We start from the raw sequence: 16382 nt of genomic DNA, 5'->3' as shown, positions 1-16382 counted from the left end.
CAATTTCCCACATCTCAAAATCAGAATAATCGCTACAGAACAGGAAACAAAATGGCTGTTACTTTAACAGAAAAAGCAGAATTTCGTCTGTGGGCATTTTTAAGAGGTTCAGCAACCGACGAATCTAATAAAGCCACAAAAGGTGTCCGCATCTCTGTCAAAGATGGGGGTTGTAGTGGCTATGAATATGGAATTGACATTACAAGTCAGCCTCAACCAGATGATATCGTAACCCAACAAGGAAATGTGTTGCTTTACGTAGACGCTAAAAGTGCGCCCTTATTAGAAGGTGTGGTAATTGATTTTGTTGAGGGAGTAATGGACAGCGGTTTCAAGTTCACTAATCCCAATGCAACTGATACCTGCGGTTGTGGAAAATCTTTTAAAGCAGGTGATTGTTCACCTGAAGGTGTACCTTGCAGCTAAGAAATTCAAAGTTCAAAAATTCGATCCTTTATTTTGAATTTTGAATTACACCAGGGAGACTTAAGCAAGTCAGCAAAACTAACTTTATTCACGTTTGAGGAGAATCGAACAATGGCTTATCAAGTACGATTGATGAACAAAAAGGACAACCTTGACACCACAATTGAATGTGATGAAGAAACTACAATTCTAGACGCAGCAGAAGAAGCCGGTATTGAATTGCCCTTCTCTTGTCATTCCGGTTCTTGCTCTAGCTGTGTAGGTAAGGTTGTAGAAGGTGAAGTTGATCAATCTGACCAAATCTTCCTAGATGACGATCAAATGGCCAAAGGATTCGCTCTATTGTGCGTTACATATCCTCGCTCTAACTGCACAATTAAAACCCATCAAGAGCCTTATCTAGTCTAAAATTTTAATGTCTTAGCTTTTACAAAGATGAAGGATGTTAATCATCCTTCATTCTTTATAATTTTAACCTTTCATTTTTATTCCGCAATGTTTACTCCTTTTAGTTTTACAGGTTGCTCTTTAGAATTGCTCAAGCCAGGAGAAAAAGGAATTATCATTTCCTGTAAAACTCAGGATGAAAGCATTCGTAAAAAAATTATTTCAATGGGTATATCAACAGGAAATAGTATAATTTTAGAACAGCAGTTTCCTTCCCTAATAGTTAAATTTAATAATATATCTATGACAATAGATCGGCAAACAGCCCGTGCTATTTATGTTCGTGTAGTCAATATTTAAGAAAATTCATATAACTAGTAGGATGCGTCAGACAAATAACCTAGTAATAAAATTATTAAATTAAAAATCTGACGCACCATTACCATTTGAGGGGATTATTCATATCCAATATGTATTTGCACTTTTACCCTTCTATTTCAAATCTAACGCCTTCATAAAGCATTTCAATAAACTATATACAGAAAAAGCGATACCTGCGGTGAACTACGCAATAGTGTATGGCGTGACCTAGGAATCGCATTACCCATCCTACACTTTAGAAGATGTTTGAAAAGTCTAATTTATTACTAGCCCTGGCGACTAGAAGTCACCGGAAACTTTTCAAACATCCTCTTACAAGTCGCTGAATTTTTTAGTCAACAGCAACAAGTACATCCGATGACTTAATCACAGCATAAGCTTCTTTACCTTCAACTAAACCCAGCTTTTCTGCTGATGATTTAGTGATGACAGATACTACTTCCACACCAGGTGCTAATTCTAAAGTTACCTCTGTATTAATTGAACCAGGAGTAACTTTTTTCACAGTTGCTTTAAAGGTATTTCTGGCGCTGATTTCCATTATTTTTATTTTCCTTTTAGTTATTTACACTGAATAAACTAACAAACTTTATATATCAATGGTAAATTTTTAGATTTTTTTAACAAGCTCGTTGAGTAGAATAACACAATATTCAGAAAATTGTAGGCTGAGTTAAGCGACAGCGCAACCCAACAAAGTTTTAGGAATGTTGCATTTCCTTATGTCAATCCAACCTACACAATAAAATTTTTGGATCTTTATAAATGATTTATAATTCAACTTTATCAAAGTGATAATATATAAATAAGCTAAATTGTTGGTGGTGAACCAAATTTCCACTAAAAGCGATTACAGAGTTATCAAAGATGTTCTTACTTTATTCTTGTTGCAACTAAAACAAAGGTAGATAGAAAGCAAGTTAGAGAAAAATATAGAAAAACTGCGTAAATATTAATCTTCAACAAATTATTTTTTGCAAACGATTTGCTGCTGATCTATAAACTATAAATTGTTCATCAGCTACTAATCGTTCGTGAAAATTGAAATAGTGTTTTTAGATATGGTGAGCATTGCTCACCATTACATTTTTAGTTGTGTTCATTGTTCATAGTCATAATTATGAGTCAAACAAATCAGCCAAAATTGAGCTTGGAAACTAGCCATTGGTTAATAGCAAATGGTTACAATGCTGAAGATTTAAATCAGCATGGTGAAAACGGTGATACAGCTTTAATGAAAGCCACAAGAGAGGGAGTCTACCCAGTTGTCAAAGAACTGATAGATGCGGGTGCAGATATCAACGCTAGAAACAATGATCGCAATAATGCTTTATGGTTCGCTTGTTTTGGTAATCACTACGATTTAATGAATTTGTTGTTGTCAGTCAACATTGATATTAACAATCAAAATGATAATGGCGCAACTGTCCTGATGTATGGTGCATCGGCTGGAAAGACAGAAGTAGTGAGGTTGCTATTACAACATAATCCTAACATGAATTTACAAAATTTGGACGATTATAAAGCAATTGACTTTGCCAGCAATGTAGAAGTTTTAAGGTTACTGAAAAATGCCACACAGTAAGCTTTCTAAAGAAGCCTGTCACGAGTCTACCAAGCATTCTTACCTATCAGTGCAGATGAATCCCAATTATGTGGATGCATCAACTCAACCTCGCACCTTTAAAGTTTATCCAAAATTTTATCGGCGAGTGAAATTAATTGTCGATAATCCAATTCATGCTTTTATCAGGTTAACAAGCGCCATTACTTTTGAGAAGATTTATAAGGATGGCGCTTATAAACTCCGGGTAAATCCCTCAGCAGGCGCGTTATACCCGACGGAGGTTTATGTTCAAATACGTGGTGTTGAGGGATTTATAGATGGTATCTATCATCTGGAAGTTGAGAATAATTGTCTAACACTGATCTATGAATTAATTGATGATGGGTTGGAGAGTTATGTTATACCAAATAAACGTATCAATGGATTCATTTTTTTAGTTAGTTGTGTTTATTATAGGTCTAGCTGGAAATATCAAGACAGGAGCATGAGGTATTGCTTTTTGGATAGCGGACACCATTTGGGTGCGATCGCATCTTCAGCATATCTTCACGAAAAAAACATCCAATTAATCTTTGACTTTGATAAACTCTCTCTCAATGCTGATTTAGGATTTGAGAATAAGGAGTTTATTACTAGTTGTGTGATATCGGGAGAAACGCAAGAAAAGTCAGTCAGACGCTTAAGACTACCAATTCCTTTTGTTTGTGGTACTGATTATTTTCAAGCTAATCAATTCATTGAAGATGCCTATCAAGCAACATCATGGCAACCTAGTCACCAGCAACATCTAGAACATCCTCAATTTAATTTTCACCGAGAAAGGTTTTCTGAGAACGTTTGGAATAGGCGTTCTATTCGACGTTTTCAAAAGCAATCTATTTCCCAACAAACCTATTGGCAAATTTTGCAAGATGTTCAACAACCAATACCAAGTGAGAATTTTGAGGAAATAGAAATTTACTCGGTGGTGCATCGTGTCGAGGGAATGACACCCGGTTTATATAACGGTAGGAATCTCATAAATTCGGGTGATTTTAGCGAAAAAACAGGTTACTTGTGTATTAATCAGGCGCTGGCTAAAGACTGCGCTGTAACTTTGTTTTTTGTGTCCGATTATCTCAGCTATCAAACTGCGATGCAATTAGCTGGTTTTGTCGGACAAAGAGTGTATCTATTTAGCAATTATTGGGGCATAGATTGTAGTGGAATTGGTGCTTTTTATGATGATGAAGCCCAAGAGTTTCTAGGAACCAATAAGGATGTGCTTTATGTAATGGCAATTGGTAAATAAAATAGGAAAATCAAGAGAAATGGCTAGAAGACAATTTGATTCCCATGCTGATGATAAGCACCCTATGCAGCCAACATCAGCAGATATTATTTTGCGGCAACAATTAGAGTATTCTATTAGTAGGTACTTTTATGACGGGTGCGATCGCACTATTCAAGGTCTACTATCCGATTGTCGTTGGTATGTGACAACCCATGCTAGTGCTTTGACATTAGTAATTGAATGCCCTGATCAAGTTACTAACTGGCGAGTTTTGCAAAAAATCGTGCCAATGGGAAGTTTACTCTACAGCATTGTCAGCAGTGCTAAAATTCGCGTATGTCCCCCAGAAACTAATGGCATACCATTTGAAATGAGGGTAGATGAATTATCAGTTTATCGTGATTGGGCATAAGCTAAATTTGGGACTTTGGATTATTAATTAAGCCATAACATTCTGGCTGAGAATTGTGATTAGTTCTGCAAAAACTAAATCGGCTGAATGTTGGACAACTGGACTTAATTCTAAGCCTAAATCAAGGTTAGCAGCTTCAATTAAATAAACTGTCACCTGTTGAGGAAAATCATCTGCAAAGATTTTTCTCCCGGCTGCTAAAGCATGATCCCAACGAAAATCATGCAGGTTGTAACTAGGTTCTGGCAGTGCTTCTAGTTCTTTACCTGGGACTTTAAATATAGCACCTGGTTCGGAACCTGTGCAACTGGCATCCAAAATAATTAATTTTTCACTTCCTCTCGCTTGAAACATCACTTCCATTCCCGCAGTACCACAATCAAAAACGCGGATGTTGGGGTGAGGGTTTTGGGCGAGATATTGCTGTAAACGTTGGGCGATGATTACGCCTACAGCATCGTCATTACGATTGAGATTTCCACATCCAATGATAGTTAGCATGGGATATTTATAATAACATGATTTTTATTATATCGGCGCGGAAAAATTAATATTTACGGAAATTTTGACTATATCTTTGATTATTAACTTTATAGTGGCTATAGCAGCCGTAAATCATGCACTAAAATCTTTATTCTCTCTGCGTTTGGCGTGATTAGTCCTACACAATATTTTTCACCCATCAGACAGAATTGTATATGCTAGTATTTCGTGATACAGACTCTAAAGGTAGAGGTATATTTGCTCAGAAGAGTTTTGCTAAAGGAGAGGTAATTGAAAAAGCAGCGGTGATAGTTATCCCTAAGCAACAAGTTAAATTAATTGTCAAAACGGTTTTATTAAATTATTATTTTGGTTGGCATGGGGAAAGTGGCGCTATAGCTTTGGGCTTTGCGTCACTTTTTAATCATTCTTATCATCCCAATGCGCTTTATGTTAAGAATTTTTCTAAAAATGTAATTGAAATTATTGCTCATAAAGATATTCGAGCAGGTGAGGAAATTACTGTTAATTATAATGGGCAAGTTGATGATTTATCGCCTGTTTGGTTTGATGTGGTGGAATGAGTCTCACGCAAAGGCGCAGAAGCGCAAAGAGCAAGAAACTGGAGGGAGTTATTGTTCAAGTAAAGTAGGTTGGGTTGACGAAAGGAAACCCAACAGGTACATTTATAAATGTTGGGTTGCAACTGTCTATACCAAACTAAAATCACTCATTATTATTTATAATATTTAAACCAAGGATAGTACACAAAGCTATTTCTAACTCAACTAAATAATTATCATCTAACTGACCAATCAATTTGATAATTCTTGATTTATCAACAACTCGAATTTGCTCGCAAAGTACTACAGAGTCTTGGCTTAAACCACCAATACCAGAAGGCACAAATACATGAGATGCTAAAATAGCACGTCTAATTTTAGAGGTGAATGGTGCAATAATGGTATGAGGGCTAACTGCATTTGCTCGATCAATTTGCACCACTAAAACAGGTCTAATTCCTGCTTGTTCTGTACCAATAACAGGATTAAGATCACATAAAACCACATCTCCCCTTTTGAGATTTACCACTTAATTTCTCCATTTGCCAAGCGTTCTTCATATTTTTCTAAATTAGATAAGTAATCAGAAAAATCAGATTCTGACATATCTAGCGATTCACTAAACTGAAGCCACAAGTCTCCGTTATCACTGCTATGTTTCATGAATAGAAAGTCTATAAAATCACTGACTTCCTGAAGTAAAGAAGGTGGCATTTGCTGTATTTGAGCAATGGTTTTCTCTTGTAGATTCATACTAATATTTTCGCTGGGTTGCTTGTGTCTCTGTTCTGATTTTAACCTGTCAGTGGGTTGAATTGAGCATTTTCCTGTTCCCTAAAATGAAAAAACTTTGTACCTCACGAGCATGGGAACGGCTATATCTTAGAGGTTGTTTGAAAAGTCTCCTTCCATGTCATGCTGAGGAACGTAGCATCTCAGTATGTGGGCTAAACTCCAGATTCTTCGTTGCGTAAGACTCCACATGGCTAACGCCACGCTATGCCTACGGCACACTACGTGAACGCGAACAGAATGACAAATTATACGTCCCTAAACTTTTAAAACATCCTCTTAGAGATATCTTACAACTGAGTTAAAAGTTTCCTTCTAATAATGATTTATTGGTAACTTTGACTACTTTCATTATTTTTTCAAGTGTTCTAAATAAACGGCAAAATATATTATGATTTTGTTACATTCTTGTTAAGAAAGGTTACAGGAATCTTAACAAAAGGAAATATGTCTTATGGTAGCACTGGAGAAAAAGCCATTACATCAAGTTGTCATTGTTGGTGGTGGCTTTGGTGGACTGTATACAGCAAAGACTCTTGCTAATGCAAATGTAGATGTTACTCTCATTGATAAACGGAATTTTCACTTATTTCAGCCGCTTTTATATCAAGTTGCGACAGGTACGTTATCACCTGCTGATATTTCTGCACCATTGCGATCTGTATTCAGCAAAAGCAAGAATACAAAAGTATTGCTGGGAGAAGTAAGTGTTATTGATCCAAAAGCGCAACAAGTTATTTTGGGTGATCAAATAGTACCTTACGATACATTAATTGTGGCCACAGGTGCTAACCATTCCTATTTTGGTAAAGATAGCTGGAAAGAAACTGCCCCTGGTTTGAAAACTGTTGAAGATGCCATAGAAATGCGTCGGCGGATATTTTCGGCATTTGAAGCGGCAGAACAAGAAACCGATCCTGTAAAACGCCGTGCTTTTTTGACTTTTGTGATTGTGGGCGGTGGCCCTACCGGTGTAGAATTGGCAGGTGCGATCGCAGAATTGGCATACAAAACTCTCAAAGAAGATTTTCGCAACATCAACACCTCAGAAGCGAAAATTTTGCTATTGCAAGGGGGCGATCGCATTCTCCCACACATTGCGCCAGAATTATCCAAAGTAGCAGCAGAATCTTTGCAAAAGTTGGGAGTTGTTATTCACACTCTTACCAGGGTGACAAATATTGAAAATGACATAGTTACTTTCAAGCAAAACGATGAACTGACAGACATTGCCTCAAAAACTATATTGTGGGCAGCAGGTGTTCAAGGTTCGGCACTGGGGAAAGTCTTAGCAGAACGAACAGATGTAGAATGCGATTTCTCTGGAAGAGTAATTGTCGAACCAGATTTGACTATTAAGGGTTATAAAAACATTTTCGTAATTGGAGATCTAGCAAATTTCTCCCATCAAAATGGTAAACCCTTACCTGGTGTTGCACCTGTAGCTAAACAACAAGGAGAATATGTCGGTGGACTGATTCAACTACGGCTTCATGGTCATACTTTGCCACAATTTCATTACACCGATGTTGGTAGTTTGGCAATGATTGGGCAAAATTTAGCTGTGGTAGATTTAGGGTTCATCAAACTCACCGGTTTCCTAGCTTGGGTATTTTGGCTAATAATTCACATCTACTTCTTAATTGAGTTTGACACTAAATTAGTAGTAGTATTTCAGTGGGCATGGAATTATATTACTCGTAATCGTCGCTCTAGATTGATTACAGGTAAAGAAGCTTTTTTAGCAGTAACACCTGTTAACAATAGCAGTAATTCCCAGACTACAGAACAGAAGCAGCCAGTTAAGCTTTAGGATTTTTGGCCAGTTGTACTCCGAACTCCTGACTCTTAACTCTTAACTCTTAACTCCTGATTCCGAACTCCGTTCGCGTAGCGTCTCCGTTCGGCGAAGACGTGCCGTAGGCATAGGAGAAACTCCGAACTCCTGCTGTATATTTCTTGAACATCTAATCGGTTAAGATTGCATTCCCTGTGGTACGCTATCTGCTTTAGATAGTGTCGAGGTACAGAAGATGTCTAAGCTGCGGGTGGGATTGCTGTTTGGTGGACGTTCTGGAGAACATGAAGTTTCAATAATTTCTGCACGAGCGATCGCTAATGCTTTAAGTGCAGAGGAAAATAGTCATAAGTACGAAATTGTGCCTTTCTACATCCAAAAGGATGGTTTTTGGCAAGCTGGGGAAGTTGCACAGCAAGTTTTATCATCTGGTGTGGCTAGAGAAAATCTAGCCGTAACCCCTAATTTATGGGAGTTTCCACCGCAAACAGCAGAAATTGATTTGTGGTTTCCTATTCTCCACGGCCCCAATGGTGAAGATGGTACAATTCAAGGTTTACTCACTTTAATGCAAGTCCCTTATGTGGGTTCTGGGGTGTTAGGTTCGGCTACGGGAATGGATAAAATCGGCATGAAAACCGCTTTTGCTCAGGCTGGACTACCCCAGGTAAAATATAAAGCGATAACTAGGGCGCAAGTTTGGTCAAATCCTTGTATTTTTCCGAAATTATGCGATGAAATTGAAGCAACACTAGGTTATCCCTGTTTCGTTAAACCTGCTAATTTGGGTTCATCGGTGGGAATTGCGAAAGTGCGATCGCGCCAAGAGTTAGAATCAGCTTTAGATAATGCCGCAACCTATGATAGACGCATCATTGTCGAAGCCGGAGTTGTCGCTAGAGAAGTAGAATGTGCCGTTTTAGGTAACGATAACCCCAAAGCATCTGTTATTGGTGAGATTACGTTTGATAGTGATTTTTACGATTACGAAACTAAATATACCCAAGGTAAAGCCGATTTATTTATTCCCGCACATCTATCTGAGTCAGTAGTTCAGCAAATTCAAGAAATGGCATTAAAAGCCTTTTTAGCAGTTGACGCTGCTGGTTTAGCACGGGTAGATTTTTTCTATATCGAAGCTACCGGAGAAATTTTAATTAACGAAATTAATACTTTACCAGGGTTCACAGCCACAAGTATGTATCCTCAACTTTGGGCGAATACTGGTATTTCTTTTCCCAAATTAGTAGACGAATTAATTCAATTAGCTATTGAAAGACATTTAAAGAGTAACGACGGTTGAGTGAAAAGGAGCATCTTTCTTAGGACTCACGCAAGATGTAGCTGAAAATCTTATGATTACGTAGCGGTAATTCATGAATTACTGCTACTTTTTGTTTTGCTTAAGTCCTGTTTCTGTAAAGTTTGGGTAAAAACTATTTTTGCCAATACAAAACTGTATTACGAATTAAAATAATGGCAACGGACAACTAAAGAGTAGTGAGTGCTGAGTAACGAGTGCTGAGTAAATCTGACTCCTGCCATAACACTTGTGTCTTCTAGTACAATAATTTACTAGAGCATACAAGCGTGATATTAATTATGGACAATAGTGACGGTGTAAAGCAAAAGCCAAACCAATCAACAGAAACTAGTTTAGAAGCATCAAAAAATACACCTCCAGCTAAAAACCTGTTGCTAAAGCATTCTTGGCTTTTGTTTGTAGGGTTGTTTGGAATTTCTGTAGGAGTCTCAATTTTTGGTTATTATCAACTAAGTTATATTGGGGATGTGCCAAAAAAAGAAGCAGAAAAACCATTAAAAGTAGTCAGTGCGGAACTAATCACACAATTCACTGATACCAGTAATGCTACACCTTCATGGTTAATAATTGCGATCGCCCTGACTTGTGCTGCTGGTTGCTGGGTAATCTTCCGCTTACTCAAACTTCCATAACGGGTTTGAAGAAGAGTATAGGGTGTAAGGTTTTGAGAATAATCAGAATACTTGAATAACATCCTCTCAAATTGATAACCGATAAAAAGTGCCAACTTGGCAACCAATCTGTAAAGAACCCAGTTAAATTAATAAAAGATAAACGACTTAAAGGGTGTTGTTATCAGGGGCAACTACTATTAATAAATCAGTCTGATAAAGGCTTTTTAAAAAAGTCTTTCTTGGGGATAAAAAGCAATCTACTTACAATTTTCTGGACTATGAGTTCAGCAAAAAAAATAATAATCAAGTTTAACATTTGCTGCAAGGGAATATTCACAGCATACAGGCGCTGTCGTTGACGTACAATTTAGCCCCCCTAAATAACGGGCAGCGTCTATACATATTCCTGAACGCTCCAGCAGCAAATGCAGAGTGGGAGATTAAAGGCGATTGGTATGCCTTCTCCCACTCTTATTTTATGGATAATTGGGATCACCTGAGTTCGGTGTTAGGAGTTTCTCCTATGCCTACGGCACGGCTTCGCCGAACGGAGTTATGATTTTTAAGAGCGAGAGAATAAGGCTTTGAGACTCCTACTGGGGACGAGTTTTCCACAAATTATCTTATGTCGAACTCAGGTGGGATCAACTTAATTAAACATAAAAAATCTATATAGCGGTATGCAATTGAGTGAGATACAGTCATTCAATCGCAAAACCTTTAGGGGCTGGGTTTTCCTGCCCTCGATTAACAAAAATCTGTATCCTGCAAAAATTTAATAATCTCTGAATTCACTACCTGAGAAGCACCAGTTGAGGCATCATGATAGCAGTTATGCAAAACTTGAAACCGTGAATTAGGGATATGTTGATGTAATTTCTCTCCATGACTAAGAGGAAACCAACTATCTTGATCACCCCATAAAATTAGTGTAGGACATTCAATATTGCTAAGATTACTTTGAATCTGACTAAGCATATTGGGCTTTTTAGCTTGGAAATTTTCAATTTCTTGCACTGCTATTTGTAACTCTTCTGCCACCTTTACCAAAGTTCCTGGAATTTCAATAAACGGATAAGTTATCCAATAAACATCTTCTTCTGTGAGAATAGAAGGATCGAATAACACTTTACGTCTTTCTATACCCATTACCTCTCTAACTATAGGTGCAAACCAATATGCTAAACGTAAAAAGTCAATTGTATGTATGATTTCCAGCGGTGTTTGGGCAAGTAATCCCATAGCCCAATGGGGTAACTGTTCAACAAAGATTGGCGCGTTAATAACTACCAAACGCCCAATTAATAGAGGATTTTTTGCAGCTAATGCTAAAGCAACTAATGCACCTAAAGATTCTGCGACGATAACAGGTGGTTCATCGCATAAAGCCTGAATAATTCTTTCTAATTCAATTACTTGATGACCAGTTTTTTCTCGGCAGAATAGATTTTTTTCAGAAAAACCATAGCCCTTAGCATCAAAACAAATTACCCGAAAATCTTTAGATAATGGTTTGATACTATGCCGCCAATTATAACTCCAACTGCCCAGACCATGTAATAAAATTAGCGGCTTACCTGTACCTTTTTCGCCATAAGCGATTTGTGCGGTATATCCATTAGCATCTTGAATAATCAGACTTTGTTGTCCTTTAGGAAAGTTAACTTGCCACCAGTTTTGCATTGTGTAATTAATAATTAATTTAACCGCCAGTTAAGGCACTCCATAGCATTCTTATTAATATCACGGGTAATGCTATTAAGACAATGGCAAGTAAAAATAATCCAGCAAAAAGGGTAATAATAAATACCTGGTCAACTTTCTTTTTTTCACCAGGAGATTCTAAGTAATCTTCTAATAACTTGATGTTATAATTATTTGCTTTCCAGGCAAAATCAAATAAGTCTCCCAACATGGGGATAGCACCTACTAAAGCATCAATAATGATATTTGCAACCATTCGGATTAATGTAGCTCTAGGCACACCCATCTGTGCTGATTCAATGATAATGTAGATAGAAACTATCAATGACAACACATCACCACCAACAGGTATTAATCCGAGAATTGGATCTAACCCAATCCCAACCTGAGTTCCAGGAATTGTAATAGCATTATCTAAGAGTCTACTAATTTGACGTATACGCTTTAATCTAGGTGCATATCCATCAGGTTCAATGGAAAAGCGATTAGGAGGATTAGACATTTTTAATAATTGGTGATTGGTGATTAGTAATTGGTAATTGGTGATTGGTAATTGGTAATTGGTAATTGGTAATTGGTAATTGGTAATTGGTAAACTTCCTCTGTTTTTAGTAGTTTGTCAAAGACATTTTGACGGATTCAAGACTTAGCCAATTGGCTTGCTTTGTAGGGTGCATCAGACTTGATAATTTACCAACAATCAATAGACATTTAAGAGGATGTTTGAAAAGTTTAGGGACGTATAATTTGTCATTCTGTTCGCGTTCACGTAGTGTGCCGTAGGCATAGCGTGGCGTTAGCCATGTGGAGTCTTACGCAACGAAGAATCTGGAGTTTAGCCCACATACTGAGATGCTACGTTCCTCAGCATGACATGGAAGGAGACTTTTCAAACACCCTCTAATATCTGACGCTTCTAACTCCTAACTCCGAACTCCTGACTCCGAACTCCTTACCTAATACCTATATTGACTGATTTATATTATTTGTTTTGTCAAATTGCTCCCTTTTTGTCTGTATAAATTCGCCAACAGTGACATTTAATTGGTTGCCAACAAGGAGAACAAAGGCACTCATCCACAACCACAACATTAATACTATAAAAGTTCCTACTGTACCATAAACTTTATTATAATTTCCGAAATTGCTAACATAAAGCCGGAATAGTGCAGAAACTAGCGCCCAAAATATAGCTGCTAAAACTGCCCCTGGCATCAATGGTATGCCTGGTTTCCACACGCTCGGCCCATAACGATAGACTAAACTAAAAGTGGCAGAAACAATAACTAAGGCTAAAGGCCACTGTAACAGTTTCCAAAGAGGTAATAAGAATGCTAAATAAGGATTGCTATTTACCACTATTCCTAAAAGTAAATCACTAATAAATACTAAAAAAGAAGCCAGAATTAAAAGTAATATTGTACCAATTGTTAATCCCAGAGAAATGAGTTTAGCTTTCCAAAAAGGGCGTATATTTTCTGGGGAAATTTGCTCAATTTGATCAAAAGCAGTCATAGCTGTACTAACGGCACCAGAAGCTGTCCAAATAGCGATCGCAAAACTGACAGAAAACAAACCCCTATTTTGAGACTCAGCAATCTCTGTACTCGCAAAGTCGCTAATTAAAATCCACGCATCTTCGGGTACAATCTGACTCAGTTGCACTGTTAGTTGAATAAAGGTGTTTTGCAATGATTTCCCTGCTAATCCAATAGCTGTTAGCACGGCCAGAACAGCCGGAAACAGCGATAACATGGCGTTAAAGGCAATTTCTGAAGCTAGTCCTAAAAGCCTTCTCTCCATAGTCTTGGCAAAGGTTTTCTTCAGTGTTCGGCCATTGAGGTGGCGAAAAAATCTGATAAAACGAGGGTTAATCATATTAGCGCGGTTCTGGCAGAGTTTCCAGTGGTGGCTTCTTCTGTGATTCTACTGTAATTTGGAGTTTGGCATTTGGTTTAGGTTCTGTACCTATTTGTGTATCTATCCTGTAGTCAGTGATTTGCCATTTTAATTGTAGGTATTCTAGAATGGCTTGCGATCGCGCTTGAATAATATCTTGTGACTCAGTTAGTTCCTGGTTAACTATCACCTCTAGGCTTAAATTAGGCTGTTGCTGTAAAATTTCACCAGCACGATCTAACAACTTAGCATTAGCTGGTGTCACTACTGATTGATCTTTTTCAAAAGAAATAATTCCTAAATTAGTTTCTATTCTCTGCATCGTCACTTTCGCAGATTGGTAATTAAGCTTACTTCTAATATTATCTGCCAAGAGTATTTGAGCATCTCTATCAATATCTCTTTCACTCAGATAGATTAATCGGATACTTAATAGTTGTAGAGGACTACTAATTAATTCGTAATTAATTAATTTTGCTGGTTGAGGAAGTTGTATATCACTTAAAGAAAATTGCATTTCTTGGAAAAGATTAGCTTGCAACTGAGCAATATTAACAACTTGTTCAGCAGGGTTTTCTACAGTTAATTGGCGGACAAGTTCATTTGATGCTGTCGGAATTTCAATCAGTTTCAATGCTAATAATTCTGGTGATTTTTGCAAACGAGAAGCCAATATTTGAATATAATTATTTTTTTCTTCATTCGTGTATTCTTTACTGCTAAATACCTGAAGTTGAATTGTTAGTTTATTATTTTTTTCTGAAGTTGATATATTACTAATATAAGAACGTGTTTCACCACTAGGGAAATTTTCAAATTTCTGCTGCCATACTTCAGTCGCTGTTCTCCGAATTTTATTTTCCTGTTGCTGTAAAGCGATTTCACGCCTGAGTTGGCTGAGAGATTGATTGAGTGGGAAACTAATTATGCCAATGGTAGTAAAAATCAACAAAAATCTGCCAGGAAGACCTCCAACTTTTTTCAGTTTATTGTATGCAGGTAATTTTTCTAAAATATTCTGCATCCACAAACTTTCTTTATCTGTTGTTCTCCATGCTTTTACTGTTTTTTTTACCTGATCATTATCAATATGTAAACTTAGAAAAACCAGCATGGCAGTGAATGTAATTGCTACTAAGTTGGTCAAAAATAGTAATCCCCCACCACTAGCTACCTGTAGTCCTTTGACAGAATCCACGCTAATTGCTACACCAATACCATAACCCACAACGCATAAAGGCGGCATTAAGGCCACTGCAATAGCCACTCCAGGGACAGAAGTTGCTACTCCTTTTGCTTCTTTACAAATTGCCACTGAACCAACTGCACCGGAAAATAAAGCAACTACTAAATCTAAGATATTGGGGCGAATTCTAGCTGCAATCTCAGTCGTCATTTCCTTAAATGGTAATACTGACACTAGGAAGACAGCAAAGGAAATGGCAACTATACAACTGAGGATAAGATTAAAAAGCGATCGCATAGCAAGGATGACATCACCGGCAGCCAATGCTAGTCCATTTGCCAGAATACTCCCCATTAGTGGAGAAATTAGCATTGCGCCAATAATTACAGCGGCGCTGTTTAAGACTAATCCTAGTGTAGCAATGCCCGCAGCAAATAAAACCTGAATCCAATAACTAACATCTTCCAGAGTTACTGATCTACATAGATCCAGGTATACTTGTTCCTTCCGAGCTTGACTAATTCCCAAGTTATCAGCAAACCACTGTCTAAACATAATTTAACTGCTAACTAGATTTGAGTATCAGTAACAATATACAGCAGAAGTCAGGAGTAGGGGTTTAACACTGCGCTTTACCTCTACAGAAATGAAAGCGGCTTGATGCTTGATAGTTCAGCACGGCGTATTTTTATCTTATTTACCTACAATGTGCTGTAATAGCAGTAGCAATTTTTTCTCTAGTCTACTAATCTATTGGTTGTAAGGATTCAGGATACAGAATATTTGATATGGCAGGGAACAGGGAACTCTTAACAGAAGAGAAAAATATTCTTCTTCCCCCTGACTCCGAACTCCTGACTCCTGACTCCTGACTCCTGACACCGAACTCCGAACTCCGAACTCCGAACTCCGAACTCCTGACTCCTGACTCCTGACTCCTGACTCCGAACTCCTGACTCCTGAATTCTTACTATTGGTTGTATTAAAAACATTAAATACAATTACTACAAAAACCTTCTATGACTCAAGATTTAACACAAAAATGGTTAGCGGAAATTCAAGCCCTGAAACAGCAAATGGCTGAACTTCAACAAAAACGTGATGAGGCTTGGGAGAGTTCACAAAAATGGCGACAACTATATAATACTGAATCAGAACAACGTCGTGCAGATGCCAAAATGCACCAACAAGCCATAACATCTATAAAGGCTGAACTTCAGAAATTGCAAGGTATAAACGCTGATACCATTGCTGAAACTCCGACAACGACGATTGAGTCAGAATTGGCAGCACCAAAATCTGTAGAGGAATTACAAGCCAAATTCATCGCTGTGACTAAAGAGCGCGATCGCTTAATTCAAGCTTTGAAAATTGAGCAAGACAACCACGCTCAAACCCGCAACAGCCTAACCACAGCCTTGGGTGATGCTATTGATAGTTTGACAAAGTTGAGAGGAGCAGATAAGGAAACTAAGAGTTAATGATTCGACTTTATTTGTGATTAAACCGGTTTCCCACAGCCATAACACCCCACCCCTAACCCCTCCCCGCAAGCGAGGAGGGGAACTAGATT

General features: G+C 37.7%; 20 protein-coding genes. 11 read left to right on the top strand and 9 right to left on the bottom strand.

Annotated elements, in window-relative coordinates:
- The first annotated feature begins 51 nt into the window (after nucleotides 1-51).
- From AC012T_RS12485 to AC012T_RS12475, 3 genes are all read left to right on the top strand, one after another.
- Entirely contained in the window at nucleotides 52-426 is a 375-nt protein-coding gene (locus AC012T_RS12485) for a HesB/IscA family protein (protein WP_015214321.1), read from the top strand.
- A 111-nt stretch (nucleotides 427-537) separates the two neighbouring features.
- A complete protein-coding gene (locus tag AC012T_RS12480) occupies nucleotides 538-834 on the top strand; it encodes a 2Fe-2S iron-sulfur cluster-binding protein (RefSeq protein WP_487066162.1) in 297 nt (98 codons plus the stop codon).
- Nucleotides 835-921: 87 nt separating this feature from the next.
- Nucleotides 922-1173 carry a FeoA family protein gene (locus AC012T_RS12475; RefSeq protein ID WP_487066565.1) on the top strand — a complete coding sequence of 84 codons (252 nt, stop codon included), beginning with the start codon at nucleotides 922-924 and terminating at the stop codon, nucleotides 1171-1173.
- A gap of 352 nt (nucleotides 1174-1525) precedes the next feature.
- Here the strand turns inward: AC012T_RS12475 and AC012T_RS12470 are convergent, their stop codons facing one another.
- Complete coding sequence (locus tag AC012T_RS12470; RefSeq protein WP_438890086.1) at nucleotides 1526-1735, bottom strand: TOBE domain-containing protein; 210 nt, start codon at nucleotides 1733-1735, stop codon at nucleotides 1526-1528.
- A 579-nt stretch (nucleotides 1736-2314) separates the two neighbouring features.
- Between AC012T_RS12470 and AC012T_RS12465 the strand changes: the two genes are divergently transcribed.
- The 3 genes from AC012T_RS12465 to AC012T_RS12455 are packed head-to-tail and all read left to right on the top strand — an operon-like array spanning nucleotide 2315 to nucleotide 4446.
- Entirely contained in the window at nucleotides 2315-2779 is a 465-nt protein-coding gene (locus AC012T_RS12465; RefSeq protein ID WP_487066160.1) for an ankyrin repeat domain-containing protein, read from the top strand.
- Nucleotides 2766-4052 carry a SagB/ThcOx family dehydrogenase gene (locus AC012T_RS12460; protein WP_487066158.1) on the top strand — a complete coding sequence of 429 codons (1287 nt, stop codon included), beginning with the start codon at nucleotides 2766-2768 and terminating at the stop codon, nucleotides 4050-4052. Before AC012T_RS12465 ends, AC012T_RS12460 begins: the two co-directional genes overlap by 14 nt.
- 19 nt (nucleotides 4053-4071) lie before the next feature.
- On the top strand, nucleotides 4072-4446 hold the full coding sequence (locus tag AC012T_RS12455; RefSeq protein WP_438890089.1) for a hypothetical protein: 375 nt from the start codon (nucleotides 4072-4074) through the stop codon (nucleotides 4444-4446).
- Between the two features lie 27 nt (nucleotides 4447-4473).
- Here AC012T_RS12455 and AC012T_RS12450 read toward each other — a convergent pair whose 3' ends face one another.
- Complete coding sequence (locus tag AC012T_RS12450) at nucleotides 4474-4947, bottom strand: hydrogenase maturation protease (RefSeq protein WP_487066156.1); 474 nt, start codon at nucleotides 4945-4947, stop codon at nucleotides 4474-4476.
- A gap of 197 nt (nucleotides 4948-5144) precedes the next feature.
- Here AC012T_RS12450 and AC012T_RS12445 point away from each other — a divergent pair, with 197 nt between their 5' ends.
- Nucleotides 5145-5513: an SET domain-containing protein gene (locus AC012T_RS12445; protein WP_015214333.1), complete on the top strand. Its 369-nt coding sequence runs from the start codon at nucleotides 5145-5147 to the stop codon at nucleotides 5511-5513.
- Between the two features lie 142 nt (nucleotides 5514-5655).
- Here the strand turns inward: AC012T_RS12445 and AC012T_RS12440 are convergent, their stop codons facing one another.
- The gene (locus AC012T_RS12440) at nucleotides 5656-6021 is read right to left on the bottom strand and encodes a type II toxin-antitoxin system PemK/MazF family toxin (RefSeq protein ID WP_487066154.1); all 366 of its coding nucleotides are present in this window, start codon (nucleotides 6019-6021) and stop codon (nucleotides 5656-5658) included.
- On the bottom strand, nucleotides 6015-6245 hold the full coding sequence (locus tag AC012T_RS12435; protein ID WP_487066152.1) for a DUF2281 domain-containing protein: 231 nt from the start codon (nucleotides 6243-6245) through the stop codon (nucleotides 6015-6017). Before AC012T_RS12435 ends, AC012T_RS12440 begins: the two co-directional genes overlap by 7 nt.
- 493 nt (nucleotides 6246-6738) lie before the next feature.
- On the opposite strand from AC012T_RS12435, the gene AC012T_RS12430 reads away from it, so the two are divergent.
- From AC012T_RS12430 to AC012T_RS12420, 3 genes are all read left to right on the top strand, one after another.
- Entirely contained in the window at nucleotides 6739-8097 is a 1359-nt protein-coding gene (locus tag AC012T_RS12430) for an NAD(P)/FAD-dependent oxidoreductase (protein WP_487066150.1), read from the top strand.
- Between the two features lie 220 nt (nucleotides 8098-8317).
- A complete protein-coding gene (locus tag AC012T_RS12425) occupies nucleotides 8318-9385 on the top strand; it encodes a D-alanine--D-alanine ligase family protein (RefSeq protein ID WP_487066148.1) in 1068 nt (355 codons plus the stop codon).
- Nucleotides 9386-9684: 299 nt separating this feature from the next.
- Nucleotides 9685-10038 carry a hypothetical protein gene (locus tag AC012T_RS12420; RefSeq protein WP_487066146.1) on the top strand — a complete coding sequence of 118 codons (354 nt, stop codon included), beginning with the start codon at nucleotides 9685-9687 and terminating at the stop codon, nucleotides 10036-10038.
- A gap of 729 nt (nucleotides 10039-10767) precedes the next feature.
- On the opposite strand, the gene AC012T_RS12415 is transcribed toward AC012T_RS12420, so the two are convergent.
- The 5 genes from AC012T_RS12415 to AC012T_RS12395 all read right to left on the bottom strand — a co-directional run bounded on the left by AC012T_RS12415 (nucleotide 10768) and on the right by AC012T_RS12395 (nucleotide 15801).
- Nucleotides 10768-11703: an alpha/beta fold hydrolase gene (locus tag AC012T_RS12415; RefSeq protein WP_487066144.1), complete on the bottom strand. Its 936-nt coding sequence runs from the start codon at nucleotides 11701-11703 to the stop codon at nucleotides 10768-10770.
- A 19-nt stretch (nucleotides 11704-11722) separates the two neighbouring features.
- Nucleotides 11723-12226, bottom strand: coding sequence for a DUF4112 domain-containing protein (locus AC012T_RS12410; RefSeq protein WP_487066142.1), 504 nt, complete (start codon nucleotides 12224-12226; stop codon nucleotides 11723-11725).
- Nucleotides 12227-12687: 461 nt separating this feature from the next.
- On the bottom strand, nucleotides 12688-13602 hold the full coding sequence (locus AC012T_RS12405; RefSeq protein WP_487066140.1) for a YihY/virulence factor BrkB family protein: 915 nt from the start codon (nucleotides 13600-13602) through the stop codon (nucleotides 12688-12690).
- A 1-nt stretch (nucleotide 13603) separates the two neighbouring features.
- On the bottom strand, nucleotides 13604-15364 hold the full coding sequence (locus AC012T_RS12400) for a DUF389 domain-containing protein (RefSeq protein ID WP_487066138.1): 1761 nt from the start codon (nucleotides 15362-15364) through the stop codon (nucleotides 13604-13606).
- 254 nt (nucleotides 15365-15618) lie between these two features.
- A complete protein-coding gene (locus AC012T_RS12395; RefSeq protein WP_487066136.1) occupies nucleotides 15619-15801 on the bottom strand; it encodes a hypothetical protein in 183 nt (60 codons plus the stop codon).
- A 27-nt stretch (nucleotides 15802-15828) separates the two neighbouring features.
- Here AC012T_RS12395 and AC012T_RS12390 point away from each other — a divergent pair, with 27 nt between their 5' ends.
- Nucleotides 15829-16290 (top strand): hypothetical protein, encoded by a 462-nt coding sequence (locus tag AC012T_RS12390; protein ID WP_487066134.1) that lies wholly within the window; start codon nucleotides 15829-15831, stop codon nucleotides 16288-16290.
- Nucleotides 16291-16382 lie beyond the last annotated feature (92 nt).

The sequence above is a fragment of the Anabaena sp. EIM26 genome (genome assembly GCF_057568715.1).
The sequence above is the reverse complement of the archived record's forward strand: the minus strand, read 5'-3'. Positions and strand labels throughout refer to the sequence as shown.